General features: G+C 72.0%; 22 protein-coding genes. 6 read left to right on the plus strand and 16 right to left on the minus strand.

Features of this window, described 5'->3' with window-relative positions; all coding sequences use genetic code 11:
- The first annotated feature begins 116 nt into the window (after window positions 1-116).
- Entirely contained in the window at window positions 117-485 is a 369-nt protein-coding gene (locus OHA72_RS00620; RefSeq protein ID WP_327005906.1) for a PH domain-containing protein, read from the plus strand.
- Here the strand turns inward: OHA72_RS00620 and OHA72_RS00625 are convergent.
- The 3 genes from OHA72_RS00625 to OHA72_RS00635 are packed head-to-tail and all read right to left on the minus strand — an operon-like array spanning window position 479 to window position 3,175.
- Window positions 479-1,363 (minus strand): 2-hydroxyacid dehydrogenase, encoded by an 885-nt coding sequence (locus OHA72_RS00625; RefSeq protein WP_327005907.1) that lies wholly within the window; start codon window positions 1,361-1,363, stop codon window positions 479-481. The genes OHA72_RS00620 and OHA72_RS00625 overlap by 7 nt on opposite strands.
- A gap of 13 nt (window positions 1,364-1,376) precedes the next feature.
- The gene (locus OHA72_RS00630; RefSeq protein ID WP_327005908.1) at window positions 1,377-2,684 is read right to left on the minus strand and encodes a hypothetical protein; all 1,308 of its coding nucleotides are present in this window, start codon (window positions 2,682-2,684) and stop codon (window positions 1,377-1,379) included.
- Window positions 2,681-3,175, minus strand: coding sequence for a SigE family RNA polymerase sigma factor (locus OHA72_RS00635; protein WP_327005909.1), 495 nt, complete (start codon window positions 3,173-3,175; stop codon window positions 2,681-2,683). The genes OHA72_RS00630 and OHA72_RS00635 overlap by 4 nt, the downstream gene beginning before the upstream one ends.
- A 116-nt stretch (window positions 3,176-3,291) precedes the next feature.
- Here OHA72_RS00635 and OHA72_RS00640 point away from each other — a divergent pair, with 116 nt between their 5' ends.
- Together OHA72_RS00640 and OHA72_RS00645 are read left to right on the plus strand one after the other, a co-directional pair.
- A complete protein-coding gene (locus tag OHA72_RS00640; protein WP_442788482.1) occupies window positions 3,292-4,473 on the plus strand; it encodes a PQQ-dependent sugar dehydrogenase in 1,182 nt (393 codons plus the stop codon).
- Entirely contained in the window at window positions 4,470-6,134 is a 1,665-nt protein-coding gene (locus OHA72_RS00645; RefSeq protein WP_327005910.1) for a metallophosphoesterase family protein, read from the plus strand. The genes OHA72_RS00640 and OHA72_RS00645 overlap by 4 nt, the downstream gene beginning before the upstream one ends.
- Here OHA72_RS00645 and gatB read toward each other — a convergent pair.
- Window positions 6,115-7,608, minus strand: coding sequence for an Asp-tRNA(Asn)/Glu-tRNA(Gln) amidotransferase subunit GatB (gene gatB, locus OHA72_RS00650; protein ID WP_327005911.1), 1,494 nt, complete (start codon window positions 7,606-7,608; stop codon window positions 6,115-6,117). The genes OHA72_RS00645 and gatB overlap by 20 nt on opposite strands.
- A 77-nt stretch (window positions 7,609-7,685) precedes the next feature.
- Here gatB and OHA72_RS00655 point away from each other — a divergent pair, with 77 nt between their 5' ends.
- On the plus strand, window positions 7,686-7,862 hold the full coding sequence (locus OHA72_RS00655; RefSeq protein ID WP_327005912.1) for a DUF4236 domain-containing protein: 177 nt from the start codon (window positions 7,686-7,688) through the stop codon (window positions 7,860-7,862).
- A gap of 49 nt (window positions 7,863-7,911) precedes the next feature.
- On the opposite strand, the gene gatA is transcribed toward OHA72_RS00655, so the two are convergent.
- From gatA to OHA72_RS00700, 9 genes are all read right to left on the minus strand, one after another.
- Window positions 7,912-9,387, minus strand: coding sequence for an Asp-tRNA(Asn)/Glu-tRNA(Gln) amidotransferase subunit GatA (gene gatA, locus OHA72_RS00660; protein ID WP_327005913.1), 1,476 nt, complete (start codon window positions 9,385-9,387; stop codon window positions 7,912-7,914).
- A 2-nt stretch (window positions 9,388-9,389) separates the two neighbouring features.
- Window positions 9,390-9,689, minus strand: coding sequence for an Asp-tRNA(Asn)/Glu-tRNA(Gln) amidotransferase subunit GatC (gene gatC / locus OHA72_RS00665; RefSeq protein WP_203846342.1), 300 nt, complete (start codon window positions 9,687-9,689; stop codon window positions 9,390-9,392).
- Window positions 9,690-9,838: 149 nt separating this feature from the next.
- Window positions 9,839-11,848 (minus strand): putative bifunctional diguanylate cyclase/phosphodiesterase, encoded by a 2,010-nt coding sequence (locus tag OHA72_RS00670; protein ID WP_327011956.1) that lies wholly within the window; start codon window positions 11,846-11,848, stop codon window positions 9,839-9,841.
- A gap of 877 nt (window positions 11,849-12,725) precedes the next feature.
- Window positions 12,726-14,852: an NAD-dependent DNA ligase LigA gene (gene ligA, locus OHA72_RS00675; protein WP_327005914.1), complete on the minus strand. Its 2,127-nt coding sequence runs from the start codon at window positions 14,850-14,852 to the stop codon at window positions 12,726-12,728.
- Between the two features lie 35 nt (window positions 14,853-14,887).
- On the minus strand, window positions 14,888-15,841 hold the full coding sequence (locus OHA72_RS00680) for a uroporphyrinogen decarboxylase/cobalamine-independent methonine synthase family protein (RefSeq protein WP_327005915.1): 954 nt from the start codon (window positions 15,839-15,841) through the stop codon (window positions 14,888-14,890).
- Window positions 15,838-16,908, minus strand: a complete 1,071-nt coding sequence (mnmA, locus tag OHA72_RS00685; protein ID WP_327005916.1) for a tRNA 2-thiouridine(34) synthase MnmA — start codon at window positions 16,906-16,908, stop codon at window positions 15,838-15,840. The genes OHA72_RS00680 and mnmA overlap by 4 nt, the downstream gene beginning before the upstream one ends.
- Window positions 16,909-16,943: 35 nt before the next feature.
- Window positions 16,944-18,110: a cysteine desulfurase family protein gene (locus OHA72_RS00690; RefSeq protein WP_327005917.1), complete on the minus strand. Its 1,167-nt coding sequence runs from the start codon at window positions 18,108-18,110 to the stop codon at window positions 16,944-16,946.
- A 29-nt stretch (window positions 18,111-18,139) separates the two neighbouring features.
- Window positions 18,140-18,736 carry a class F sortase gene (locus tag OHA72_RS00695; protein ID WP_327005918.1) on the minus strand — a complete coding sequence of 199 codons (597 nt, stop codon included), beginning with the start codon at window positions 18,734-18,736 and terminating at the stop codon, window positions 18,140-18,142.
- A gap of 74 nt (window positions 18,737-18,810) precedes the next feature.
- On the minus strand, window positions 18,811-19,632 hold the full coding sequence (locus tag OHA72_RS00700) for a DUF4397 domain-containing protein (protein WP_327005919.1): 822 nt from the start codon (window positions 19,630-19,632) through the stop codon (window positions 18,811-18,813).
- 209 nt (window positions 19,633-19,841) lie between these two features.
- On the opposite strand from OHA72_RS00700, the gene OHA72_RS00705 reads away from it, so the two are divergent.
- Window positions 19,842-20,462 carry an RNA polymerase sigma factor gene (locus OHA72_RS00705; RefSeq protein ID WP_327005920.1) on the plus strand — a complete coding sequence of 207 codons (621 nt, stop codon included), beginning with the start codon at window positions 19,842-19,844 and terminating at the stop codon, window positions 20,460-20,462.
- Window positions 20,416-21,264 (plus strand): anti-sigma factor, encoded by an 849-nt coding sequence (locus OHA72_RS00710; protein WP_327005921.1) that lies wholly within the window; start codon window positions 20,416-20,418, stop codon window positions 21,262-21,264. Before OHA72_RS00705 ends, OHA72_RS00710 begins: the two co-directional genes overlap by 47 nt.
- A 115-nt stretch (window positions 21,265-21,379) precedes the next feature.
- Here the strand turns inward: OHA72_RS00710 and OHA72_RS00715 are convergent, their stop codons facing one another.
- From OHA72_RS00715 to OHA72_RS00725, 3 genes are all read right to left on the minus strand, one after another.
- A complete protein-coding gene (locus OHA72_RS00715) occupies window positions 21,380-22,330 on the minus strand; it encodes an electron transfer flavoprotein subunit alpha/FixB family protein (protein WP_327005922.1) in 951 nt (316 codons plus the stop codon).
- Window positions 22,331-22,344: 14 nt separating this feature from the next.
- Window positions 22,345-23,124, minus strand: a complete 780-nt coding sequence (locus tag OHA72_RS00720) for an electron transfer flavoprotein subunit beta/FixA family protein (RefSeq protein ID WP_327005923.1) — start codon at window positions 23,122-23,124, stop codon at window positions 22,345-22,347.
- A gap of 361 nt (window positions 23,125-23,485) precedes the next feature.
- Window positions 23,486-26,011 carry an ABC transporter permease gene (locus tag OHA72_RS00725; protein ID WP_327005924.1) on the minus strand — a complete coding sequence of 842 codons (2,526 nt, stop codon included), beginning with the start codon at window positions 26,009-26,011 and terminating at the stop codon, window positions 23,486-23,488.
- Window positions 26,012-26,017 lie beyond the last annotated feature (6 nt).

Raw genomic sequence — 26,017 nt, forward strand, 5'->3', positions numbered from 1 at the left:
ACCCCGTGTGTCGCGCCGAGCGAGAGGCGTCGGCCCCGATCGTGATCCCCCACCGCGCCAGTATGCCCCGACCCACCGACAAGAAGCAGTTCCACGAAAGGTGCGAGACTTGTCTGGTGACCACCCGTACCACGCGTCCCACCGTCCGGTTCCGGCGCAGCGCGTCGCTGGCCGTGGCGGCCGGCATCGCCACCGTCGGCGCGATCCCGCTGCTGGCCGAGAGCCTCTGGTTCCTGCCCATCCTGCTGGTGCCGATCGCGATCGCGGTGTGGGCGTGGCGGGCCGGCACCGACGTCGACGAGGCCGGGTTCACGGTGCGGGCGCTGCTCGGCAGCCGCCGGGTGCCGTGGGCCGCCGTCGACGGTCTGGTCAGCCAGGACGGCGCCGTGCAGGCCCACCTCGCCAACGGTCACTTCGTGAAGCTCGACGCGGTCCGACCGGCCGACCTCGAAGTGATCACCGCGCTGGCCGCGAAACCTCAGTAGCCGTCCACCACCACGTTGATCAGCGGCTCACCGGCCGCGAACCGGCGCACCTGCGCACCGGCCAGCGCGTAGGCCCGGGGGAACAGTCCCCGCACCGAGCCCGCCACATGCGGGGTGATCAGCACGTTCGGCAGGTCCCAGAGCGGGTGTGACGCCGGCAGCGGCTCGGGCTCGGTGACGTCTGTCGCATAGCCGATACGCCCCGACGCCGCCTCGGCCAGGACCGCGTCGGTGTCCACCACGGGTCCCCGGGCGGCGTTGACCAGCAGCGCCCCGTCCGGCATCGCGGCGAGGAACTCCGCCGACACCAGGCCCGTCGTCGACGCGGTGAGCGGCACGAGGACCACCACCACGTCGGCGAAGGGCAGCAGCGACGGCAGCTCCTCGACGCCGTGCACGCCGGCACGCGCCCGGCGGGCCACCGACGTGACCGTCACCTCGAACGGCGCCAGGCGGGCCGTGACCGCGGCGCCGATCGAGCCGGCCCCGACGATCAGCACCCGCTTGCCCGCGAGTTCGTCGGTCTGGCGGTACGCCCACTGCCTGCCGCTGCGCACGAAATGCGGAAAGTCCCGCAGGCAGGACAGGATCGCCGTGAGGACCCACTCCGAGGTGGAGGAGTCGTGCACGCCACTGGCGTCGCAGAGCTGGACGCCGTCGCGCAGCCTGCCGGCCCACCGGTCGGCGCCGGCGCTCATGAGCTGCACGACCCGCAGGCCGGGCATCGCCGCCGCCAGATCGACCACGTCCGGTGGGGCGAGGAACGGCGGCACCCAGAACTCGGCGTCCACCGGTGCGGTGTCGACCGAGACGGAGACGCCGTCGGGCAGCGGGCCGAGCAGGGGCAGGCCGGCCTCGTGCGGGATGCAAACCTTCACCGGAGCACAGTAACTACCACGCCGACACGATCCTCTCCCCGAGGTACTCCGGCACGTCGCGCCGTTCGGCGACGTACGCCTGGCCGACGGTGATCTCGGCGGCGTTCTGGATCATGACGGGGCCACCCTCGGTGCGCACCACGCGGACACCGTTGTCCAGGTAGCTCCCGATGGAGCCGGGCGAGGCGCGGACCGTCACCGACCAGGCGCCGGGTGTCGTGGCGACGACGAGCACCTTCTCCCCGTAGTAGGCGTAGGCACCCGTCCGCTCCGGCACCCGGATCGCGATCACATCGGGGTCGGCGCTGATCGCCGTCGACGCCACGTTCCACGCCGACCGGTCCGCGGTGTCCGTGCCGGCGACGTCCGGCGGGAAGGCCGTCGCGACCATCGTCTTGCCGCCGGTACCGCTGGACAGCACCGCCGCCACGCCGCCGCCGGCCAGCACGGTGGTCGTCAGCGTCCAGATGCCGCTGGTCCCCTCGATCGGCCCGCTCCAGCGCTGCACGACGGCGCCGTGGACCAGTCCACCGGCGGCCACCAGGTCGGCTCCTTCGCCGAACTCGTCCACGGGCATCGCCGGACCCTCGAAGTAACGGCCCCCGGCGCCGCAGGTGACCTGCCAGCGCTCGGCCGGCTGCAGCGACTCGCGGGCGATCCAGCTGCCGGTCGGCGCCTCGGTCCAGACGCGGTCCACGACGCCGTTGCCGGAGACGGTCCCGCCGGCGGCGGTGGCGAACCGGCAGCCCGCCGGGGCCAGCCCGACCAGCGCCGGACCGGTCCCGCTGCCGAGCCTGACCAGCGGGCCGAGGCGCAGGTTGCTGAAGCCGCCGCCGAGCAGCTGGGCCATGGTGGCGCCCGCGGGGGCGTCGTTGTAGTACAGCGCGGCGTGGGTGCCGTTGTAGCGGGCGTACGCGAGGAACCGCCGGCCGGCCGCGTCGCCGAGGAACAGCACCTTCACCCGCTCGAGCCGGGGGTTGTCGCCGCCGCGCCGGCGCAGCTCGCGTTCGACCTCGTCCTGGGACACCACGGGGTCGCCGAGCGTTCCACGGGTCGGCGACTCGATCAGCAGCCGCGTCCACGGTGAGGTGATCGGGTACCCCTCGTCGCCGCTGGTGCGATCCGGCGGCGAGCCGAACTGCAGGGCCGGGACGAACGCCGCGCCGAGGACGACCGCGACCGCGGCGAAGAAGGACGTGACACCGGCCCAGCGACGCCGGCGCCGCTGCAGGAGACGGCGCATCGGGTCGGGGCGCGGCACGACGGGCTCGGCGGCCTCCCGGAACGCGGCCCGCAGGGCCTGTTCGAGATCGGTGCTCATGACGCCCTCCTACCGGCCAGCACGTCCACGCCGAGGACGTCGCGCAGCCGGGCCAGCCCGCGCGACGCCTGGCTCTTCACCGATCCGACCGAGATGCCGAGCATCGCGGCGGTGTCCGTCTCCGACAGGTCCTCCCAGTACCGCAGGACGAGCACGGCCCGCATCCGCACCGGGATCCGGTCGAGGGCCTGCAGCAGTGACTGCCGTTGCAGGACCCGGTCCATCGGGTCCTCGGCGGGGCGGTCCGGTGGGTCGTCGGTCAGCACCTCGGCGTTGCGCAGCCGCCGCCAGATGCTGGTCCGCTGGTTGACCATGGCGCGGCGCACGTACGCGAGGGGTTCGTCGACCCTGTCCCAGTGCCGCATGACTCTCAGCAGGCTGCTCTGCAGCAGATCCTCGGCCGCGTGCTGGCTGCCGGTCAGCAGGTAGGCGGTGCGCAGCAGGTCGCCGTATCGGACTTCCACGAAGTCCTGGAACTCCCCGGCCGCCATGTGGCTCCTCTAACACGAATCTTGCACGAGTCGGAACATCCGTCACTCGGGCAGACGCCACCCCACCGACAAAGGTTGAAAGGAAGATGATGTCCGGCAACGCTAGTCTTGGCCGGGTGAGCGCCCGGACGCACCCGAGAAGCCTGACGGCCGCGAAGACCCTGATGGCGGCCGCCGCGGCGATGCTGGCCCTCGCGGGCTGCTCGTTCGGCCCGCCGCCCCCCGACGAGCTGGGCTCGCCGCCGAAGCTGTCGCCGTATCCGAGCGCGTCGACCTCGGGCGGCGAGGAGGACGGCGGTCAGACACAGGTCACCACGAAGGTGCTCGCCAAGGGCCTCGCCGTGCCGTGGGCCGTCGCGTTCCTGCCGGACGGTTCCGCGCTGGTCACCGAGCGTGACAGCAAGAAGATCCTGAAGGTCGGCAAGGAGTCCGGTCCCGACGGCCTGGCGGTGGCGACCGTGCAGACGGTCGACGAGGTCGTGCCCGGTGGCGAGGGCGGGCTGATGGGCATCGCGGTGTCTCCGGCGTACGACACCGACAAGACGGTGTTCATCTACTACACCGCCAAGGACGACAACCGGGTCGCGAAGCTCGTCCTCGGCTCGCCGCCCACCCCGATCCTGACCGGCATCCCGAAGTCGTCGAACCACAACGGCGGCCAGCTGCACTTCGGGCCTGACGGCCTGCTGTACGTGTCGACCGGCGACGCGGCGAAGCCGGAGAACGCGCCGGACCTCAACAGCCTCGGCGGGAAGATCCTGCGCATCCAGCCCGACGGCAAGCCGGCCCCCGGTAACCCGTTCGGAACCACTGTGTACAGCTACGGACATCGCAACGTGCAAGGGTTCGCCTGGGACAAGAGCAAGCGGCTGTACGCCGTGGAGTTCGGCTCGGGCGAATGGGACGAGATCAACGTGATCGAGGCGGGCAAGAACTACGGCTGGCCGACCTACGAGGGCAAGGGCGGCGACCCGAAGTTCGTCGACCCCATCCAGGTGTGGAAGACGTCCGAGGCCTCGTGCTCCGGCCTGGCGTACATCGAAGGGTTCCTCGTGACGTCGTGCCTCAAGGGCGCCCGGCTGTACGTGATGCAGCTCACCGACCAGGGTGGGATCTTCGGGGCACCGAGCCCGCTGCTGAAGGACGCGCACGGGCGGCTGCGGGCGGCGGTGGCGGCACCGGACAACAGCATCTGGGTCTCCACGTCCAACAAGGACGGCCGGGGCAACCCGAAGCCCGAGGATGACAAGCTCCTGCAGATCGTGATCAGCAACGTCGGCGGGGCCGGCAAGAGTTGACCTCGCCGTTCCGCCGGCGGGCCGCGGTGGCCGCCCGCCGGGTCCAGCGCCGGGCGGTCGTGATGGCCGCCGGGCGGCGCCACCATCCGTTCCGACCGGGCCTCAAGCGCACCGGCGCGGGCTGGCGGCGCACGAAGCGGGTACTGCACGGCGTCCTGCTCGGTGTCGTCGCGATCATCGGCATGCTCATCGGCGTCCAGCTCGGCGGGCACACGACCCAGGACATCGGCCCGTTCCAGGCGCAGCTGTCGCTGACACCGTCGCTGCGCGGCGACACGTCGGTGGAGATCCCGCCGCTGGGCTCCCTCGAACTGGACAGCCACGACGGCCCTGCCCACCTGCAGATCCGCCTGGAGTCCCTGGACGAGGCCCGGACCAGGGCGGTCGTCGCCGACGGCGGCAACCTGGAGCAGGTCAGCCACGACGCCGTCGACCAGCTCAACCTGGGCGTGCGCCGGCTGGCGCTGCAGACCGCGGGCTCCGGCCTGCTCGGCGCGATGATCCTCGTCGGGCTGACGTTCCGGGCCCGGCGCGAGACCGCGATCGGCGGCCTGGTGGTCGTGGCGGTGCTCGCCTCGGTCGGCGGCGCGACCGCGCTGTCGTTCAAGCCCGCCGCGATCCAGGAGCCGACGTACCGCGGGCTGCTGGTCAACGCGCCCGCGATCATCGGTGACGCCCGCCGGATCTCCGACCGCTACGAGGAGTACCGGGCGCAGCTGCAGAAGATCGTCCTGAACGTCTCCAAGCTGTACGGCACGATCTCCGCGCTGCCGGTGTACGAGCCGAACACCAGCGCGACGAAGGTGCTGCACATCTCCGACATGCACCTCAACCCGGCGGCGTGGGGCGTGGTGCGCACCGTCGCGGACCAGTTCGACGTCGACATCGTCGTGGACACCGGCGACATCAACGACTGGGGCAGCGAGCCGGAGTCCTCCTACGTCGGGGAGATCAGCCGGCTGCGGGTGCCGTACCTGTACGTCCGCGGCAACCACGACTCGGCGGTCACCGCCGCGGCGGTCGCGAAGCAGCCCAACGCGATCGTGCTCGACAACTCGATCGCCACGGTCGAGGGGCTGACGTTCGCCGGGATCGGCGACCCGCGGTTCACCCCGGACAAGTCGACCGACACCACCGACGCCGAGCAGCACACCGCCGTCGTCACGTCCGGTGAGCGGCTCGCCGAGAAGATCCTGTCCAGCCCGAAGCCCGTCGACGTCGCCATGGTGCACGACCCGGTGGCGGCACAGCCGCTGGCCGGGATCTGCCCTCTCGTCCTGGCCGGGCACCGGCACGCGCGCTCCATCACGCGGCTCGACCCGAGCGCGCCGGTCGTGCTGCCGTCCGACGCCGCGTCGCCGGTGGCGCAGCAGCCGGAGCGCACGCTGCTGATGGTCGAGGGTTCGACGGGTGGCGCCGGGCTGCGCGGCCTGGAGAGCGCCAAGCCGCTGCCGCTCGCGTTGTCGATCCTGTATTTCGACGAGGACCGGCGCCTCACCGCGTACGACGACATCCAGGTCGGCGGGACGGGCCTGACCGAGGTGGCGCTGCAGCGGCACATCGTGACCGCGGACAAGGCGGCGCCGGCACCATCGGTCTCCGTGGTGCCGGCGCCGTCGTCGACGTCGGTGAGCCCTTCCGTTACGACAAGCGGGCGATGACCAGCTCGCGGACGGTCTTCGCGTCCGCCTTGCCGCCGGTGGCCTTCATGACCGCGCCGACCAGCGCGCCGGCCGCGGCGACCTTGCCCTCGCGGATCTTCGCGGCGATGTCGGGGTTGGCCGCGATGGCCTCGTCGACCGCCTTCGTCAGCGCGCCCTCGTCGGAGACGACCTCCAGGCCCCGTGCCGCGACGACCTCGGCGGGCGTGCCCTCACCGGCGATAACACCTTCGAGCACCACCCGGGCCAGCTTGTCGTTGATCTTGCCGGCGTCGACGAGCTGCTGCAGCTGCGCGACCGCGGCCGGGCTCACGCCGAGCGCGTCGAGCTCGGTGTCGGTCTCGTTCGCGTGCCGGGCCAGCTCCCCCAGCCACCATTTGCGTGCGGCGGCTGCGGTGGTACCGGCGGCGACCGTCGCCTCGATCAGCTCCCACGCGCCGGCGTTGAGCACCGACTGCATGTCGAGGTCGGAGAAGCCCCAGTCGGCCTGCTGGCGCTGACGGCGGATCCGCGGCAGCTCGGGCAGCGCGGCCTTGAGCTCGGCGATCCAGTCCGCCGCCGGGGCGAGCGGGACGAGGTCCGGCTCCGGGAAGTACCGGTAGTCGGTCGCCGTCTCCTTGCTGCGGCCCGACGTGGTCTCGCCGGTGTTCTCGTGGAAGTGCCGCGTCTCCTGCGTGATCGTGCCGCCGCCCTCCAGGACCCCCGCCTGCCGGATGATCTCGGAGCGGACGGCCCGCTCGACGCTGCGCAGCGAGTTGACGTTCTTCGTCTCGGTCCGCGTGCCCCACTCCGCACCGGGCCGGTTCAGCGAGGTGTTGACGTCGCAGCGCATCGAGCCCTGCTCCATCCGTACATCGGACACACCCAGCGACCGGATGACGTCGCGCAGCTCCGTGACATAGGCCTTCGCGATCTGCGGCGCCCGGGCGCCCGTGCCGGGCACGGGCTTGGTCACGATCTCGACGAGGGGGATGCCGGCCCGGTTGTAGTCCACGAGGGACTCCGTGGCGCCGTGGATCCGGCCGGTCGAGCCGCCCACGTGCAGCGACTTGCCGGTGTCCTCCTCCAGGTGGACCCGCTCGATGCCGATGCGCACGAGCTCGCCGTCCACGTCGACGTCGAGATACCCGTCCACGCACAGCGGCTCGTCGTACTGGCTGATCTGGAAGTTCTTCGGCATGTCCGGGTAGAAGTAGTTCTTGCGCGCGAAGCGCCCCCACGGCGCGATCGAGCAGTTGAGCGCGAGCCCGATCCGGATCGTCGCCTCGATCGCGGCGCGGTTCGCCACCGGCAGCGCGCCGGGCAGCCCGAGACAGACCGGGCAGACCTGGGTGTTGGGTTCGGCGCCGAACTCGGTCGGGCAGCCGCAGAACATCTTGGTGTTGGTGCCGAGCTCGACGTGCGTCTCCAGGCCGATGACCGGCTCGAAGCGGGCCACCGCCTCGTCATACGACAGCTGGGTCACGGTGCTCATCTAACGCCTACTTTCAGCCTCTGGTGTATCCACGCGCGGCATTGGGTATCAACAGTTCACCTGGAGAGGAGAACGCCATGCCGGTGCAGTTTCGGAAGAGCAAGAAGTTCGGCCCGTTCATTTTCCACTTCACCCAGGAAGGGTTCTCTTCCTGGAGCTTCAAGCTGGGCCCCTGGTCCTGGAACTCGCGGAGCAAGAAGAACCGCGTCGACCTGCCCGGCCCGTTCTCGTGGCGTCAGGGCAGCCGCGGCTGACCCTCGTTGACGTGGGGCGGTTCGTGCGGGAACCGCCCCATCAACGTGCCTAGAGCGCGGGCGGGGTGAGCGGCGGCAGCGCCGACTCGAGGGCCGCGGCGACCCGGTACATCCGGTCGTCGGCCATCGTCGGCGCCATGATCTGCAGCCCCACCGGCAGCCCCTCGGACAGTCCGGCCGGCACCGAGATCGCGGGCCCGCCGTAGAGGTTCGACGGGATCGTGTACAGGTCCGCGAGATACATCTGGTACGGATCCGACGTGCGTGACCCGAGCGGGAACGCCACGAACGGCGTGGTCGGCGCGACCAGCACGTCCGCGACCTCGAACGCCTTCTGGAAGTCCCTGGTGATCAGGGTCCGCACCTTCTGCGCCTGCCCGTAGTAGGCGTCGTAGTAACCCGCCGACAGCGCGTAGGTGCCCAGGATGATCCGGCGCTTGACTTCGGGGCCGAAGCCCTCCTCACGGGTCAGCTGCATCACCTCTTCGAGGGAGTGCTTGCCGTCGTCGCCGCTGCGCAGCCCGAACCGGACCCCGTCGAAGCGGGCCAGGTTGGACGAGCACTCGCTCGGCGCGATCAGGTAGTAGGCCGGCAGCGCGAACTTGAAGCTCGGGCACGACACCTCGACGACCTCGGCACCCAGCTTGACCAGCGCGTCGACCGACTCACGGTAGGCGGCGGCGACGCCGGGCTCGGCGCCGTCACCGGCGAACTCCCGGACCAGGCCGAGCCGGACCCCGCTGAGGTCACCGGTCGCGCCGAGGCGGGCCGCGGCAACGACGTCGGGCACCGGCTGCGGGATCGACGTCGAGTCCCGCGGGTCGTGCCCGCCGATGATCGCGTGCAGCAGCGCCGCGTCCTCGACGGTCCGGGCGCACGGCCCGGGCGTGTCCAGCGAGCTCGAGAAGGCGATCAGCCCGTAGCGCGACGTGCCGCCGTAGGTCGGCTTCGCGCCGACGGTGCCGGTGACCGCGGCCGGCTGGCGGATCGAGCCGCCGGTGTCGGTGCCGATGGCCAGCGGCGCCTCATACGCGGCGACCGCGGCGGCCGAGCCACCGCCGGACCCGCCGGGGATGCGGCTGGTGTCCCACGGGTTGTACGTGGGGCCGTAGGCCGAGTACTCGGTGGAGGAGCCCATCGCGAACTCGTCCATGTTGGTCTTGCCGAGCATCACCAGCCCGGCCTCCCGCAGGCGGGTGGTGATCGTCGCGTCATACGGCGGGCGCCACCCCTCCAGGATCTTGGACCCGGCGGTGGTCGGCACACCCTTGGTGGTGATCACGTCCTTGACCGCGATCGGTACCCCGGCGAGCGGACCGACCTCCTCGCCCTTCGCGCGGGCGTCGTCGATCTTCTTCGCGTCGGCGAGCGCGCCGTCGCGGTCGACGTGCAGGAACGCGTGGACCTTGCCCTCGACCGCGGCGATGCGGTCCAGGTGGGCGGTGGCGACCTCGACCGCGGACACGTCCCTGGCGGCGAGTCGGCGACCGAGCTCGGCCGCCGTCAGCTTCGTCACGTCAGCCATGCTCAGGCCTCCTCGTCCAGAATCCGCGGGACGCGGAAGCGGTTGTCCTCGGCGTCGGGCGCACCGGAGAGCGCCTCGTCACGCGTCAGCCCCGGCACGACGACGTCGTCGCGGAACACGTTGGTCAGCGGGACGGAGTGCGACGTCGGCGGCACGTCAACCGCGGCGACCTCGCCCACCTGGGCAACGGCCTGCAGGATCACGTCAAGCTGCCCGGCGAAGGTGTCGAGCTCGTCATCGGTGACTGCAAGCCGCGCGAGGCGCGCGAGATGCGCCACCTCTTCGCGGGAAATGGTGGCCATGGGCGCAATGCTCCTTCAACAGTCGGCTCGACGCAGTCTATTTCGTCCGTGTCGGTCGCTGTGCGCGGCGGCCTGCACATCGGGCTCAGGTGCTGTGCGGCGGCCTGCACATCGGGCTCAGGTGCTGTGCGGCGGCCTGCACGTCGGGCTCAGGTGCTGTGCGCGACGGTCGACCGCCGGTGGCGCGTCAGCCAGTCCAGGAGCCGCTCCGGTGGCATCGGCCGGGCGAAGTACCAGCCCTGGGCCAGGTCACAGCCCGCCTCGACCAGCATCCGCCAGGTGCGTTCGTCCTCCACGCCCTCGGCCACGATGCGCAGTCCGAGCGCCCGCGCCAGGTCGATCATCGACCGCACGATCGCGGCGTCGTCGGGGTCCGTCGCCACCCCCAGCACGAACGACCGGTCGATCTTCACCTCTTTGAGCGGCAGCCGGCGCAGGTGCAGCATCGAGGAGTACCCGGTGCCGAAGTCGTCCAGCGCGATCGCGATCCCGAGCCGCTCCAGCCTGGCCAGGGTCGCGAGCACCCGCCGCGGATCGGCCATCAGCGCGCTCTCGGTGATCTCCAGCTCCAGCCGCTCCGGCTCGATCCCCGTCTGCCGCAGCTTCGCCGCGATCCGGTCGGCGATCTCGCCGGTGTGCAGGTCCCGGACACTCACGTTGACAGCGACCCGCACCCGCCCGGCGGCCTCACCCCAGGCGGCGAGCTGGTCGATCACGTCGTCGATGACCCGGAACGTGAGCAGCCGCATCACCGAGCTGTGCTCGGCGACCTTGATCAGCTCCTCCGGGTCGACCAGCCCCCGCTGCGGGTGCTGCCACCGCAGCAGCGCCTCCAGCCCCACGACGTCGCCGGTCGCCAGCTCCACCTGCGGCTGGTAGTACAGCGCGACGCCGCTGTCCTGCTGCGTTTCGAGCGCCTTGCGCAGGTCGGCCAGCAGGCTGAGCCGCTCCGGGGAGTTGTGGTCCGCCTCGGGCGCGTACACCGCGAGGTTGTCGCCGCGGCCCTTCGCGTCGTACATGGCGACGTCCGCGTGCTGCATGAGCTCCTCGAAGTCGGTGCCGTGCTCCGGGTACACCGCGACACCCACCGACCCGCCCACGTCGATCGGCAACCCGTCCAGCAGCACCGGCTCCCGCAACACGTCCATGATCGCCTCCGCGTGCGCTTTCGCGTCGGCGACGTCGTGCAGGTGCGGCACGACGATCGCGAACTCGTCGCCACCGAGCCGCCCGACCTCGGCGTCCGCCCGCTCCTTCAGCCGCCGCGACACCTCGACCAGCAGCCGGTCGCCGACCCTGTGCCCGAGCGAGTCGTTGACCTGCTTGAACCCGTCGAGGTCCAGCAGCAGCAACGCCAGTCGCCGCGAGGCCTCCTGGTTGGCCGCCCGCTCCGCGTGCTCCTGCAGCCGGCGGGCGACGGCCCGCTCCAGCCCCTGCCGGTTCGCCAGCCCCGTCAGCGGATCCCGCCGCGCTTCGAGGGCCCGCTGCGCCGAGAGGGCGGTCATCCTGCGTACCGCGTACAACGTCACCAACGCCAATGGAATCAGCAGCACGTCCACCTTCGCGGTCGCGACCAGCCCCGGCGCCGACAGCAGCAATGCACCGGTGGCCAGCGCGTCCATCCTGACCGCGTGCACGAACCGCGCCCGCCACCCCTCGCCGAACCGCAGCCACACCGCGGTCGACACGAGCAGGTTGTTGACCACGAACCACGCCACCGCCGCCGCCACGATCCAGCCGACGTGATGCGACCGCCTGACGATCACATCCGCCACCGCGAACGAGACGAAGTACTGCGCCGCGTTGAACGCCGCCCGCCACACCGTGTGCCGCAACCAGCCCGCCGTGATCGCCACCGCCGCCAGCTGCACCAGCACCGCGGGCGCGAACCCGAACTCCAGCATGATCGCGAACGTGAAACACACCGACGGGAACGTGAGCAGCACGTCATCCCGTCCCACCTGCACGAACGGCTTGGTGTCGGCGACCACGGCGCATCCCGCGAGCACCCAGAACGCCGCCGGCAGGCTCTGCGGGAATCCTCCGGGCAGGTGTACCGCCAGCAGCACCGCCCCTGCCCCGACCACCACCGCCACGTACGCGAAGAACCGATGAGCGTGCCGAGGCGGCGCGATGTTGCGCAGCGCGCTCTGCTCCATCCACTCCCCCGCTTCGGGTGCCGCCGACCACTCCGTCGTGACGCTCTGCGAGCCTGCACCCTGAACCGCCGCCAAAACCGGAAAGGATGCTGAATCGATGCACAAAACGCCCGCCATTCGTCCGACCGGGCGACTTTTACCACCCAGTCGTCCGCAGACATCACTACTGCGTAGCGATTCCCGTTCGTTCCGTAACGTCTTTCCGGTCACCTTCCGCAATGCTTTCCTGACGGAAAGCACGTATCGCCTCGCGCCTTTCTCTTCACCGCTACGGCTTCCCCCACCCCGGTAGTGGATCATGCAGGTGGCCGCTCTGCCCGTCAATCCATACCGGCATGACCGCAGATTCGATCTTGTCTGCGTGATCGAAGGACGGCCCTGGTCATCGACACGGCCGGTGCTCGCCTTCGATCATCGTCGGGGCAGGGCAGGCGGGGCTCCCGGGGACGGTTGCCCGGCACGGCCTCGACGGTCACGCAGGACGGGGGTGCAAAACCACCCCGCACGGCAAGTGGCCGAAACACCCATGCGACTTGCGGAACGGCCGACTCGACGTCGCGGAACGCTCGGCCAACTTGGCAGCGCGGAACCCTCTCGGCTGGCTCGGCAGCGCGGAACCCACGTCCAGCTCAAACGGCGACACGGGCGAGCAGCCCGGAACCGGCAACGCGCCCGCCGGGCAGCGCCCAGTGAGCAGACGGCCGTGGCATAACGACGCCGTGGCCCCAGACACCCGAACGGTCCGGCAACCCACGGCCCGGCAACCCAGGTGACGGAGCAAACCGGTGGCCGGGCGAGCCGACGGCGGGGCGAGCCGGTGACGGCCACGCCGACTGGGACTGGGCAGGTGAGCGGGCGGCGCGACGACCCCGGCGAGCTAGGCGGTGGGCTGGTCGGCAGGCTCGGCGGTGGGCTGGCCTGCGGGCGGGTCGGTGGGCCGGGCGAGAGCGCGGGCAGCGTCAGGGCCCTCGGTGAGGAGGACCTCGAAGGCGGGCTCGTCGAGGATGGGGACCTTCAGGGTGGCGGCCTTGTCGGCCTTGGAGCCCGGGGACTCGCCGACGACGACGAAGTGGGTCTTCTTCGACACGGAGCCGGAGACCTTGCCGCCGCGGGAGGTGATGGCCTCGGTGGCCTGGTCGCGGGAGAAGCGCTCGAGGGAGCCGGTGACCACGACGGTGATGCCGTCGAGGGGGCGGGGGCCTGAGGCGATCTGGTCCTCGACCATGCGGACGCCGGCGGCGGCCCAGCGCTCGACGACGTCGCGGTGCCAGTCGACGGCGAACCAGTCGTGGACGGCGCGGGCGATGGTGGGGCCGACGCCCTCGACCGCGGCGAGCTCTTCCGGGGTGGCGTTGGCGATGGTCTGCATCGAGCCGATGGAGTTGCTCATGGCCTGGGCGGCGGTCGGGCCGACGTGGCGGATGGACAGGGCGACCAGGATGCGCCAGAGGGGGCGCTGCTTGACCTCCTGGAGGTTGGCGAGCAGTTGGTGGGCGGTGCTGCTGAGCGAGCCGTCCTTGTTGACGAAGAACGGGGCCTTGGCGAGCTTGTCGGCGTCGATGTCGAAGAGCTCGGCCTCGTTGGTGATGACGGACTCGAGCAGGGCGGCGGCGGACTTCGAGCCGAGCGCCTCGATGTCCAGGGCGCTGCGGCTGGCGAGGGCGAAGAGGCGCTCGCGGAGCTGGGCGGGGCAGAGGCGGGCGTTGGGACAGCGGATGTCGACGTCGCTGTCCTTCTCCGGCGCGAGGGACGTGCCGCAGGAGGGGCAGTGGGTCGGCATGACGAAGGGGACCTCGGTGCCGTCGCGGCGGTCGGCGACGGGGCCGAGGACCTCGGGGATGACGTCGCCGGCGCGGCGGATGACGACGGTGTCGCCGATGAGGACGCCCTTGCGGACGACCTCCTGCGCGTTGTGGAGGGTGGCCTGCGTGACAGTGGCGCCGCCGACGAAGACGGGCTCCATGACGGCGAACGGGGTGACGCGGCCGGTGCGGCCGACGTTGACCTCGATGCCGACGAGCTTGGTCATCGCCTCCTCGGGCGGATATTTGAAGGCGATCGCCCAGCGGGGTGCCTTGCTGGTGGAGCCGAGGCGGCGCTGGATGGACATCTGGTCGACCTTGACGACGACGCCGTCGATCTCGTGCTCGAGGCTGTGGCGGCGCTTGCCATAGTCGGCGATGTAGGCGCGCACGCCGGCGACGTCGTCGAAGACCTTCCAGCGGGGCGAGGTCGGCAGCCCCCAGGCGTGCATCAGCTCATAGGCCTCGGACTGGCTCGCGGGGTTGAACCCCTCCCGGGCACCGAAGCCGTGGACCAGCATGCGCATCGGGCGGGACGCGGTGACGCGCGGGTCCTTCTGGCGCAGGCTGCCGCTGGCCGCGTTGCGCGGGTTGGCGAAGGGGCGCTCGGCGGCGGCGACCTGTGCGGCGTTGACCTCCTCGAAGCCGGCGAGGGTGAAGAACACCTCGCCGCGGACCTCGAGCAGGTCGGGCACGTCGGTGCCGGCGAGGCGCTCCGGGATGTCGGCGATGGTGCGCACGTTGAGCGTGACGTCCTCGCCGGTGCGGCCGTCGCCGCGGGTGGCGGCGCGGACCAGGCGGCCGCGCTCATAGGTGAGGTTGATGGCGAGGCCGTCGATCTTCAGCTCGCACAGGTAGCGCGGCTGGCTGCCGGCGTCGCGCTCGGTGCGCTGCACCCACGCGGCGAGCTCGTCGTCGTCGAGCGCGTTGTCGAGGCTGAGCATGCGCTCGGCGTGCTGGACGGCGGCGAAGTCGGTGGAGAAGGTGCCGCCGACGCGCTGGCTGGGCGAGTCGGGCGTGACCAGGGCCGGGAACTCGGCCTCGATCGCCTCCAGCTCGCGCATGAGCCGGTCGTAGATCGAGTCGTCGACGGCCGGGGACTGCAGGATGTAATACCGATACTGATGCTCGTCCAGCTCGCGGGCCAGCTCCGTGTGCCGCTCACGCGCTTCGAGGGTGGGCTCGGTCCCTGCGTCACTCATGCCACGAATTTACCGCCCGGGTACGACAGAAACCGCTAGAGATCATCGGTGAGCCGCCGGCCGGCGTCGCGCAGGGCGCGGAACACCGGCACCGGCGGCACCGAGAGCCCGCACGGCGGCGTGACGACGACCTGCACCGCGAGCGAGGTGAGCGGGAAGCCCAGCTTGCGCCAAAGATCCCGGACAACCCCCGCCGGCGACGGACCGGACACACCGGCGAAGACGCCCATGCCGGCATCGACCTGCTCCCCGAGCGCGTCCAGATCGGACAGCAGCGACAGGTCCAGCGCGACCGCCATGGCGCCCGCCTCCCGCAGCAGCGAGAAGGGCACGTCAGGGGCGCAGCAGTGCGCGACGACGGGCACGTCGGAGGCCGCGGAGAAGACCGTCGCGAGCGCGTCGCGGGCCACCGACGGGGAGACGGAGCGCAGCGTGGCGTACCCGCTCTCGGACGGCACCCGGCCGGCCAGGACCGCGGGCAGGGACGGCTCGTCGACCTGGAGCAGGATCGTGGCCAGGGGCAGCCGGGCCCGCACCGACGCGACGTGCGCGCGGACCCCGTCGGCGAGGGACGCGGCGAGGTCGCGTGCGGCGCCGTGGTCCCGCAGGAGCGCGCCGCCGATCGGCAGCTGCAGCGAGGCGGCCAGGGTCCACGGCCCCGGCACCTGGATCTTGAACACGCCGGCGAACTCCGAGGCCTGCTCGGTCATCGTGTCGAGGTCGCGGTCGAGGAAGTCGCGGGCGACCCGCAGGTCGTGGCCGGGGCTGGAGGCAACCCGCCAGCGACCCGCATACAGCTCGATGGGCAGCTCGGTCAGCAGCGCGCCGCCCCGGCCGATCATGTCGGCGCCGGGACCGCGGGCGGGCAGCTCCGGCAGATACGGCAGGTCGGGCAGCTCGCCGAGCACGATCCGCTGCGCCTCGGCGATGTCGGTGCCGGGCATGGAGCCGATCCCGGTGGCAGACCCCACCGGCCAGGGAAAAGTCATGAGGTTTCCGAAATGGTGGCCGAACCGAGCACGATGTCCCCCGAAGGTGAAGGCTGGTAGCAGACAATTGCCTGCCCGGCGGCGACCCCGCGCGCCGGCGAGGCCAGCGAGGCGGTCAGCGACGAACCGTCGAACGACACCGACGCCGGGAACACGGAGCCATGCGCCCGCAGCTGGACGGAACACTCGACCGAAGCGCCGGGCACGTGCCAGATGGGCCGCACCCCGACGACCGTGGACACCTCCAGCGCGGAGGACGGCCCCACCGTCACCGTGTTGGTGGCCGGCGTGATCGAGAGCACGTAGCGAGGGTTGCGATCGGGCGCCGCGACCCGCAGGTCGAGTCCTCGTCGCTGGCCCACGGTGTACGCATATGCCCCCGCATGCTGCCCGATGACCGCTCCGGTGGTCGCCTCGACGATGTCGCCGGGCTGGGAGCCCAGCCGGTCGGCGAGGAACTTGCGGGTGTCGCCGTCGGCGATGAAGCAGATGTCGTGGCTGTCCGGCTTGTCCGCCACCGCGAGTCCGCGCGCGGAGGCCTCCGCGCGGACGGCGGCCTTGGTCGAGTCGCCGAGGGGGAACATCGCCCGGGACAGCTGCGCGGCGGTCAGGACCGCGAGGACGTAGGACTGGTCCTTGCCGTAGTCGACGCTGCGGCGCAGCAGCCCGTCGGCGCCGAGCCGGGCGTGGTGGCCGGTGACGACGGCGTCGAAGCCGAGGGCGACGGCGCGGTCCAGCACCGCCTCGAACTTGATCTTCTCGTTGCACCGCAGGCACGGGTTGGGCGTGCGGCCGGCCGCGTACTCCGCGACGAAGTCGTCGACCACGGACTCGTGGAACTGCTCGGCCATGTCCCACACGTAGAACGGGATGCCGATCACGTCGGCGGCGCGCCGCGCGTCGCGGGCGTCCTCCAGGGTGCAGCAGCCGCGGGCGCCGCTGCGATACGTCTGCGGGTTGCGGGCCAGAGCAAGGTGGACCCCGGTCACGTCGTGACCGGCCTCGGCCGCCCGGGCGGCCGCGACCGCCGAGTCGACCCCACCAGACATCGCCGCCAGCACTCTCACAGCAGAAGCCTAGCTCCACCCGGAAACCGGTTGGTTCAACGGGACTTGACCGCGCCCGCCCGCCGCGCCCGCTCCACGGCGCCCGGCAGCGCCGCCACGAGCGCGTCGACATCGTCGGCGGTCGACGTGTGCCCGAGCGTGAAGCGCAGCGACGAGCGCGCCTCCGCGTCGCCGGCGCCCATCGCGATCAGCACGTGCGAGGGCTGCGCCACCCCCGCCGAGCAGGCCGAACCGGTCGAGCAGGCGATGCCCTGGGCGTCGAGCAGGAGCAGCAGCGCGTCGCCCTCGCAGCCCGGGAACGAGAAGTGCGCGTTGCCGGGCAGCCGGTCCGACGGGTCGCCGTTGAGGATCGCGCCGGGCACCGCGTCGCGGACCCGTGTGACGAGGTCGTCGCGCAGCCGCCCGATCCGCTCGGCGGTCTCCCGCTGGGTCTTGACCGACAGCTCGACCGCCACGGCGAGGGCGACGATCCCGGGCACGTCGAGGGTGCCGGAGCGCACGTCGCGCTCCTGGCCGCCGCCGTGCAGCAGCGGCGTGCACTCGACCTCCCGGCCGAGCAAAAGCGCGCCGACACCGATCGGGCCGCCGAGCTTGTGCCCGCTGACGGTGAGCGCGGCCGCGCCGCTGGCGGCGAAGTCGACGGGGATCTGCCCCACGGCCTGCACCGCGTCGGTGTGGAACGGCACCCCGGCCGCGGCGGCGAGCGCCGCCAGCTCCGCGACCGGCTGGATCGTGCCGACCTCGTTGTTGGCCCACATGACGGTGGCGACCGCCACATCGTCACCGGCGAGGGCCTCGGCGAAGGCGGCGGCCGAGACCCGGCCGGCGCCGTCGACGGGCAGCCAGGTCACCGCCGCGCCCTCGTGCCGCTCCAGCCAGGTGACCGCGTCGAGGACCGCGTGGTGCTCCACGGAGCTCGCCACGACGCGGTTGCGGCGCGGGTCCCGGGCCCGCCGGGCCCAGTAGAGGCCCTTGGCGGCCAGGTTGTCGCTCTCGGTGCCACCGCCGGTGAAGATGACCTCGGACGGTCGGGCGGCGAGCGCGGCGGCGATCTGCTCGCGCGACTCCTCCACCCGGCGGCGGGCCTGGCGGCCGGGAGCGTGCAGCGACGAGGCGTTGCCGACTGCACGCGCGGCGGCGACGAAGGCGTCGAGCGCCTCCGGGAGCATCGGCGTGGTAGCGGCGTGGTCGAGGTACGACATCGGGCCCAAGCCTAACGGCCACCCGCTCCTTACCGCGCTGCCGGTTGCGCGGTGATCACCACGTTGTCACGGTAATGGCGGGTCCGGGCGTCAAACGGGCCACCGCACGTGATCAACGTGAGCCGTACGGCACCGTCCCTGGCGAAGTACCGCTCCAGCGGAACGGCGGTCTTGGCGAAGATCTCCCTGGCCACGACCGTGAACACCCGAGGCGTGCCGTCACTGCCGGTGACGGTCACCGCATCGCCGGGAGTCAATTCGCGCAGTCTGAAAAACGCACCCTTGCCCTGCTCGGCGCTGTCGACGTGCCCGGCGATCACGATCGAGCCGGCGGTCGCCTCCAGCCCGGGGCCGAACCGGTACCAGCCGACCTCGTCGATGCTCGGCGGGACCGCGAAGTCACCCGTTGCGGCGTCGATGCCGACCGCGTCGACCCGGGCGGTCAGGCCCAACCGGCCGATCTTCAACTGGGCCGGCGCGACGGCCGCCGCGGCGCTCGGCAGCGCGCCGGCCTGCACCGGCACCCCGCCGGACGCCGGCACGGAAGGGCTCGCCAGCGCGGAGGCGGCCGCACCGCCGACGCTCGGCGCCGGGTCACCCGAGCAGCCCGCAAGAGCGAAGAGCATGAACGCCGCCACCGGTACGAGGCGTGCCCCGGGACCGTGGTCCCGGGGCGCACCCGTCAAGGACGAACCGTGCATCAGACCCGGACCCGGCGACGGGCGGCGACCGCCCCGCCACCCGCGAGGACGATCAGGGCGGCGGAGGCGACGGCGTACCAGACCCACGGCGTGCGCTGCTCGAGCAGCCCACCGGTGCCACTGGGCACGCCACCCGGGGTCGAGTGCAGTCCTTCGATCTTCTGCGCGACCACCCCGAGCGTCTTGCCCTCGGCGGAGCCCACCGCGTAGACGATGGTCGAGGTGCCCTCGGCGAGGGCCAGGCTCGCCGCGGGGATCGCCACGGTGGTGGTGCCGGCGAGGACGACGTCGGCGCTGACGGTGCCGGCGGCGATGTCGGCCTTGGCCTCGTTCGGGTTGGTGAGGGCCTTGAACACGGGCTGGCCGCCGGCGCGCACGTCGACCGCGGGCGCCGCCGCCGTGTGCCGCACGACCAGGCGGGCCTTGCCGGCGGCGACCTTGGTCACGTCGTTGACGAACGGGGTGAGCGTCGGCTTGCCGTCGGCGGTCAGGTGGGCCACCAGGGTGATGTTGGCGTCCGCGGGCACCGCGGCCTGGTCGACCTTGATGATCGGGCTGGTCACCGGGTCGCCCGGTTTGACGATCACGATGTCGTACTTGCCGGCGGCCAGGTCGAGCGGCCCGGCGACCGTGGAGGGCTGGAAGTTGGTGAGCGTCTTGGCACCGTTGACGTAGACGTCGACGGGCTGGCCGGGGATGCCGTGCACGACCGAGACCTTCGACGGCCCGGCCGCGTGCGCGGGGGTCGCGGCCAGGGCACCGGCGCCGACCGTGGCGGCGGCCACGACGGCGAGCCCGGCAAGCGTCCTGCGAATGCGCATCTGGGGGTGCTCCCTGTCTGGATGAGCGACGGCGTCCTTGGGAGGCGACGGCGTCTTGATGGAGTGACGGCCAGGGTTTCGCCGGTCGCCGGCCGGGCGGATGCGCGGAGTGGAAATGGCCACGAAGTGCATCCGGAGGACCCGTCCGCGCCGAACACGTATGCGGAAGTCCCCTTTGAGATGCGATAGCTTCAGGACGTGCCTGTGCGATGGCGGCAACCACGGTGAGCTCGGCAAGCGTCGAGCACCCGAGCGACGGCGACGACGGCTTCACGGATCTGTTCCGCGCCGGTGACGAGCGTGCGCTGCGGCTGGCGTATGAGCGTTACGGGCCGGCCGTGTTCCACCTCGCCGCCCGTGGACTGGCCAGCACGACCGACGCCGAGGACGTCACCCAGGCGACGTTCGTCGCGGCGTGGCTCGGCCGGGAGGGCTTCGACCCGGCCCGCGGGTCGATGCTCGGCTGGCTGCTCGGGATCGCCCGTCGCAAGGTCGTCGACCAGATCCGCGCCAAGGCCCGCGACGAGCGGATCACCGACTCGGTCCGCCGGCTCACGCCCGCCGGTGAGGTCGAGGCGCCACCGGACCGGGTCATCGACCGCCTGGTCGTCGCCGACGAGATGGCCCAGCTGCCCGGCGAGCAGCGGCGGGTGCTGGAGCTGGCGTTCTACGACGACCTGACCCATCCGCAGATCGCGGCGGTCACGGGCCTGCCGCTGGGCACGGTGAAGAGTCACCTGCGGCGCGGGATGGCGAGACTACGCAGTCGATGGGAGGTGGACGGTGTCACATTTGGAGCCCGAGCGGCTGGTGCTTCTGGCGCTCGGTGAGGAGACCCTCGACCAGCATGAGACCGGCCACCTCGACACGTGCGGGCGCTGCCGCACCGAGATGGACGAGCTGCGTGACGTGGCCGGCCTCGGCCGCCAGACCCAGCGGCTGCGCGAGCTGCCGCCGCCACCGGAGCACGTGTGGCAGCGGATCCGGGCGGAGCTGGCGGCGACCGACCGGGCCACGCCCCCACCGGCGGTGACCCTGCACACCGACCCGCCGGCTGCCCCGGTTCCGGCAGCGGATTCGGTACGGGTGCCCGCCGCGCGCCCCGCGGACGAGCTCGACCGGCGGCGGGCCGCCCGACGCACGGCCGGGCGGCGTCCCGGCTGGGGCGTCACCGCCGGCATCGCCGCCGCGGCGGCCGTGGTGGCGGCGGTCGCGGCCGCGGCCGGCACGGCGCTGGTCCTGCGGGACGAGCCGCGGGACACCGTCGCGTCCTGCCCCGCCGGCTCGCCCAGGGTGTCGCTGGAGGCGCTGCCGGGCGCACCGGCCGGGGCGGGCGGGTATGCCTGCCTGGTGACCGTCGACGGGGAGCGCAAGCTGCACGTCCACGCGGAGGGCATGCCCAGCCAGGCCGACGGCGACTACGAGGCGTGGCTGCTGGACTCGACCAGCCTGCAGGGCCCCGGCCTGCGGATGCAGCCGCTGGGCGTGATGGGCGTCAAGGCCGACCAGGAGCTCACCGTGCCGGGGACCCTCGACCTGAGCAGGTTCAACATCGTCGACATCTCCGCCGAGCCGCACGACGGCGACGCCACCCACTCCGGCAGGAGCCTGCTGCGCGGCGTCCTGCCGTAACGCGCGGCCCGCTGCCGGAACGCGCAGGGTCCGCCGCCGGAAACGGGCGCGGCACGCCGCCGGAGACGGCAGAAGGCCGCCCGGTGGGGGCGGCCTTCTGTATTCGCGGGTGGGGCTACTTGCGCTTGCGGATCTCCTCGGCGGCCTGCGGGACGACCTTGAACAGGTCGCCGACCACGCCGAAGTCGGCCAGCTCGAAGATCGGCGCCTCGGGGTCCTTGTTGACCGCGACGATCGTCTTCGACGTCTGCATGCCGGCCCGGTGCTGGATGGCGCCGGAGATGCCCAGCGCCACGTACAGCTGCGGGGACACCGTCTTGCCGGTCTGCCCGACCTGGAACTGGTGCGGGTAGAAGCCCGAGTCGACCGCCGCGCGGGACGCGCCGACGGCGCCGCCGAGCAGGTCGGCGAGCTCCTCGACCAGCTTGAAGTTGTCGGCGCTGCCGACACCGCGGCCGCCGGACACGACGATCGAGGCCTCTGCCAGCTCGGGACGGGCGCCCTTCGCCTCGACCTTGCGCTCCACGACCTTGGCCAGCTTGTCCTTGTCGGTCAGCGCGACCTCGACCTGCTCGACCGACGGGGTGGCCGGGGCCGGGGTGGGCGTGAGCGAGTTGGGCCGGACCGTGACGATCGGCAGGCCCTTGCTGACCTTCGACTTCACGATGGTCGAGCCGGCGAAGACGACCTGCGTGCCGACACCGTCGGCGTCCAGGGAGACGACGTCGGTGAGCAGCCCGTTGTCGAGCTTGACGGCGACCCGGCCGGCGATCTCCTTGCCCTCCTGGCTGGAGGCGATGAGGACCGCGGCGGGCGACACGCGCTGGATCAGCGACGCGAGGACGGTGGCCTTGGGGGCCACCAGGTAGCCGTCGAGGTCCTCGCCCTCGGCGGCGTAGATCTTCGAGGCGCCGAACTCGCCGAGCTTGTCGGCGAGCGCCGCAGCCGAGCCGCCCAGCACGACGGCGGAGACGTCGCCGAGCGTCCGGGCCAGGGTCAGCATCTCGAGGGTGACCTTCTTGGCGGCACCCTGGGAGGCCTCGACGACGACCAGTACTTCAGCCATGGTTTCGAACTCCCTTAGACGAACTTCTCGGAGGCCAGGTATTCGACGAGCTTGCTGCCGCCGTCGTCACCCGCGTCGATCTTGTTGCCGGCCTGGCGGGGCGGCCGCTTGCTGTGCTCGACCACGGTGCTGGTCGCGCCGTCGAAGCCGACCTCGCCCGCGGCGACGCCCAGGTCGCCCAGCGACAGGGTCTCCAGCGGCTTCTTCTTGGCCGCCATGATGCCCTTGAACGACGGGTAGCGCGGGTCGTTGATCGTGTCCCACACGCTGACCAGTGCCGGGGTCGAGGCGGTGACGACCTCGTAGCCCTCATCGGTCTGCCGCTCGATGGTGAGCGAGGCGCCCTCGACGGTGAGCTTGCGGGCGCCGGTGAGCGCCGCGATGCCCAGCCGCTCGGCGATCATGTGCGGCATCACCTGCACCCGGCCGTCGGTCGACTCCGCTCCGCAGATGACCAGGTCGGCCTCCTGCCGGGCGATGGCGGCCGCGAGGACCTTCGAGGTGCCGACGGCGCACGAGCCGTGCAGCGCGTCGTCGACGACGTGGACGGCGGAGTCGGGGCCCATCGACAGGGCCTTGCGGATCGACTCGGTGGCGCGGTCGGGTCCGACGGTCAGGATGACCACCTCGCCGCCGTGCGCCTCCTGGAGGCGTAGCGCCTCCTCGATCGCGTATTCGTCCATCTCGTTGATCACATTGCTGGCCGACGCGCGGTCGACGGTGTTGTCGTCACTGCGCAGGTTGCGATCCGCGCCGGAGTCCGGCACCTGCTTGACGAGTACGACGATTTTCATCGCGGTCCGAGGTCCTCCTGCTTGACAGTCGCCGCGCCGTCGCGGCCCACTTGCGCCCCACGTTACGGCTCAGCTCAGGCGGTAACAGGTTCGCCTCCCGGATGTTACTCGACAGTAGGTTGGCGAGCGCGGTGAAAACTGTCACCCGACGGTTCACCCTGAAGCCGGGGGTGGGGGATATGTCACAGAAAACCGGACTCTTCGAGCCCGCGCGGCCGCTCTCCGCGGCGGTGGCACAACACGCTGCGGAAAAGGTCACACACCGCCGTTGTGAGGAACCGGACGGACATCTGTGCACCTGCGGCCGCCCACGCGAGCACTGCGTGACCGAGACGATCCGCGAGCTCTGGCACATGCCCGTCTAGTCGTCGACCATCACCGCCGCCACCTCGGTGCGGGCGGCGCGGCGGGCGGGGAGAACGGCCGCGACCGCGCCGGCCACGGCGGCGAGGACGACGTAGAGCAGCAGCTGGCCGTACGGCACGACGGGGTGCCCGTGCCCGAACTGCCGGATCAGGCCGACCGACGCGGACACGCCGACGAGCACGCCGAAGCCGACGCCGACGACCGCGCCGACGAAGGCCATGAGCATCGCCTCGAGCACCAGCATCCCCCGCAGCTGCCCGCGCGACAGCCCGAGCGCCCGCAGCAGCGCCGACTCCCGGGTGCGCTCCAGCACCGACAGGGCCAGGGTGTTGGCGATGCCGGTCAGGCCGATCACGATCGACATGCCCAGCAGCGCGGAGAACACGCCGAGCTGCTCGTCGAGGGAGCCGGTGATCCGGGCCCGCCACTCGGCCTGGCTGCTGACCTGGGTGAGCGGCGCCTGGACGAGCGCGGCGTCGACCGCGGCCCGCGAGTCCTGCGGCGCGACCCCCTCCGCGGCCTTGACCAGCACCTGGTCGGGGTCGCCGGGGCCGAACGCGGACGAGTAGTCGCTCCAGTCCAGCAGCGCCTGGCCGTCGGTCGGGGCGTCGTCGTAGAGCGCGGCGACGGTCAGCGTCAGCGAGCGCACCCGCACCTCGGAGCCGACCCGGGCGCCGATCTCGTCGGCGAAGAACCGGTTGAGGGCGACCGTGCCGGGCTTGAGCGCGCCGGCGGAGCCGGCGGTGATCTCGGGGCGCAGGAGGGTGTCGAGCGCGCCCGGCTCCATCGACCAGATCTCGGTGTACCGGCCGTCGACGTCGCCCTCGCGGCTGCGGGCGCCGGCGACCGCGGCGAGCTCGCGGTGGGAGCGCAGGGTCGCGGTCACCGCGAGCGGCACCTTCCGGCTCTGCCCGCCCGGGGTGTACACGCCGCTGATGATGTAGTCGACCGCGAAGTTCTCGTCGAGCTCCTGCTCCGCCTGGGCCCGCGCGGTCGCCAGCAGCACGCTGAAGACGCTCATGAGCGCCAGCCCGACCATGAGGGCGCTGGTGGTGGCCGCGACGCGCTTCGGGTTGCGCAGCGCGTTGGTGACCGCGAGACGGCCGGCCGCGCCGAACAGCCTCGCCGGCAGCCAGCCCGCCCAGGCGGTCAGCCGCGACACGATCAGCGGCGCCCCGATCACGATGCCGGTGAAGACCGCGATCGCGCCGAGGAACACGATCGGCACGCCGGCGAACCCGGGCACCGTGGTGCCGTAGAGCATGAGCAGCCCACCGGCGGCCGCCGGCACCGCCGCGAGGGCGATGCGCAGCAGCCGGCGCCCAGGGGCGACCTCCGACAGGGCGGTCGTGCGCAGCGCGGCGATCGGCGGGATCCGGCTCGCGGTGGCCGCCGGCAGCAGCGACGCGATCACCGTGAACAGCGTGCCGGCGAAGACGCCGACCAGCACGGTGCGGGGCTCGACGATCAGCCGGTCGACCCGCACGCCGCTGCCGACGGTGTTGCGGCCGATGAGCAGGCCCTCGCCGACGACGGTGCTGACGAGCAGGCCGCCGAGGGAGGCGACGACGCCGACGACGACCGCCTCCAGGATCACCGAGCCGAACAGCTGCCCCTTGGACGCCCCGACGCAGCGCAGCAGCGCCAGCTCCCGGATCCGCTGGGCGACCAGGATCGCGAAGGTGTTGTAGATGACGAAGACCGACACCGCCAGGGCGATCAGCCCGAAGCCGAAGATCACGATGAGGAAGCCGTCGACGTACTTGGCGGCGGCCTGCGCGTATTCGTCGCGCAGCTGCGCGCCCGTGCTCACCCAGGCCCGGCCGCCGAGGGCCGACTCCAGCCGCCCGGCGAGCTCGTCCTGCGAGACGCCCGGCTGCGCGGACACGACGACCTGCGCGTAGCCGTCGGCGCCGGTCAGCGTCCGCATGTCCGCGGGGGTGAGCGCGGCGACGGTGAAGCCCGCGAAGCGCTTGTTGGCGCCCAGGTCCATGATGCCGACCAGCGTCAGCGCGACCGGCTTCTGGTCGGGACCGACCACGGAGATCCGCTCGCCGAGCTCGAAGCCGTAGATCCCGGCGGTGGTGTCGTCGACCGCGATCTCGCCGGCGCGCTGCGGCTGCCTGCCGGTGCCGATGTCGTACATCGACAGGTGATCGTCGCCGGGCGTGGACAGCGCCCAGCCGATCCGGCCCAGATAGGAGATCAGCCGGCCCTTGTCGTCGAGCATGGGCAGCCGCTCGGCCATCCGGCCGTCGGCGTGCGCCACGCCGGGCACGGCCTTGATCTCCTCCACGATGCCGGGGTCGAAGCGCTGGCCGGACTCGCTGAAGCCGGAGGAGCCGACGGAGACGTCGACGTTCTTCGCGGCCCGGGCAAGGTCGTCGTAGAAGGCGGCCTTGGCCGTGTCGCCATAGACCAGGGTGCCGGCGAGGAACCCGACTCCGATCATGATGGCGGTCGCGGTCAGCAGCAGCCGTAACTTGTGAGCACGCAGCCCGGCGAGAGTTGTTCGCAGCATCGGCCG

The organism is Dactylosporangium sp. NBC_01737 (assembly GCF_035963215.1).
Classification (GTDB): Bacteria; Actinomycetota; Actinomycetes; order Mycobacteriales; family Micromonosporaceae; genus Dactylosporangium.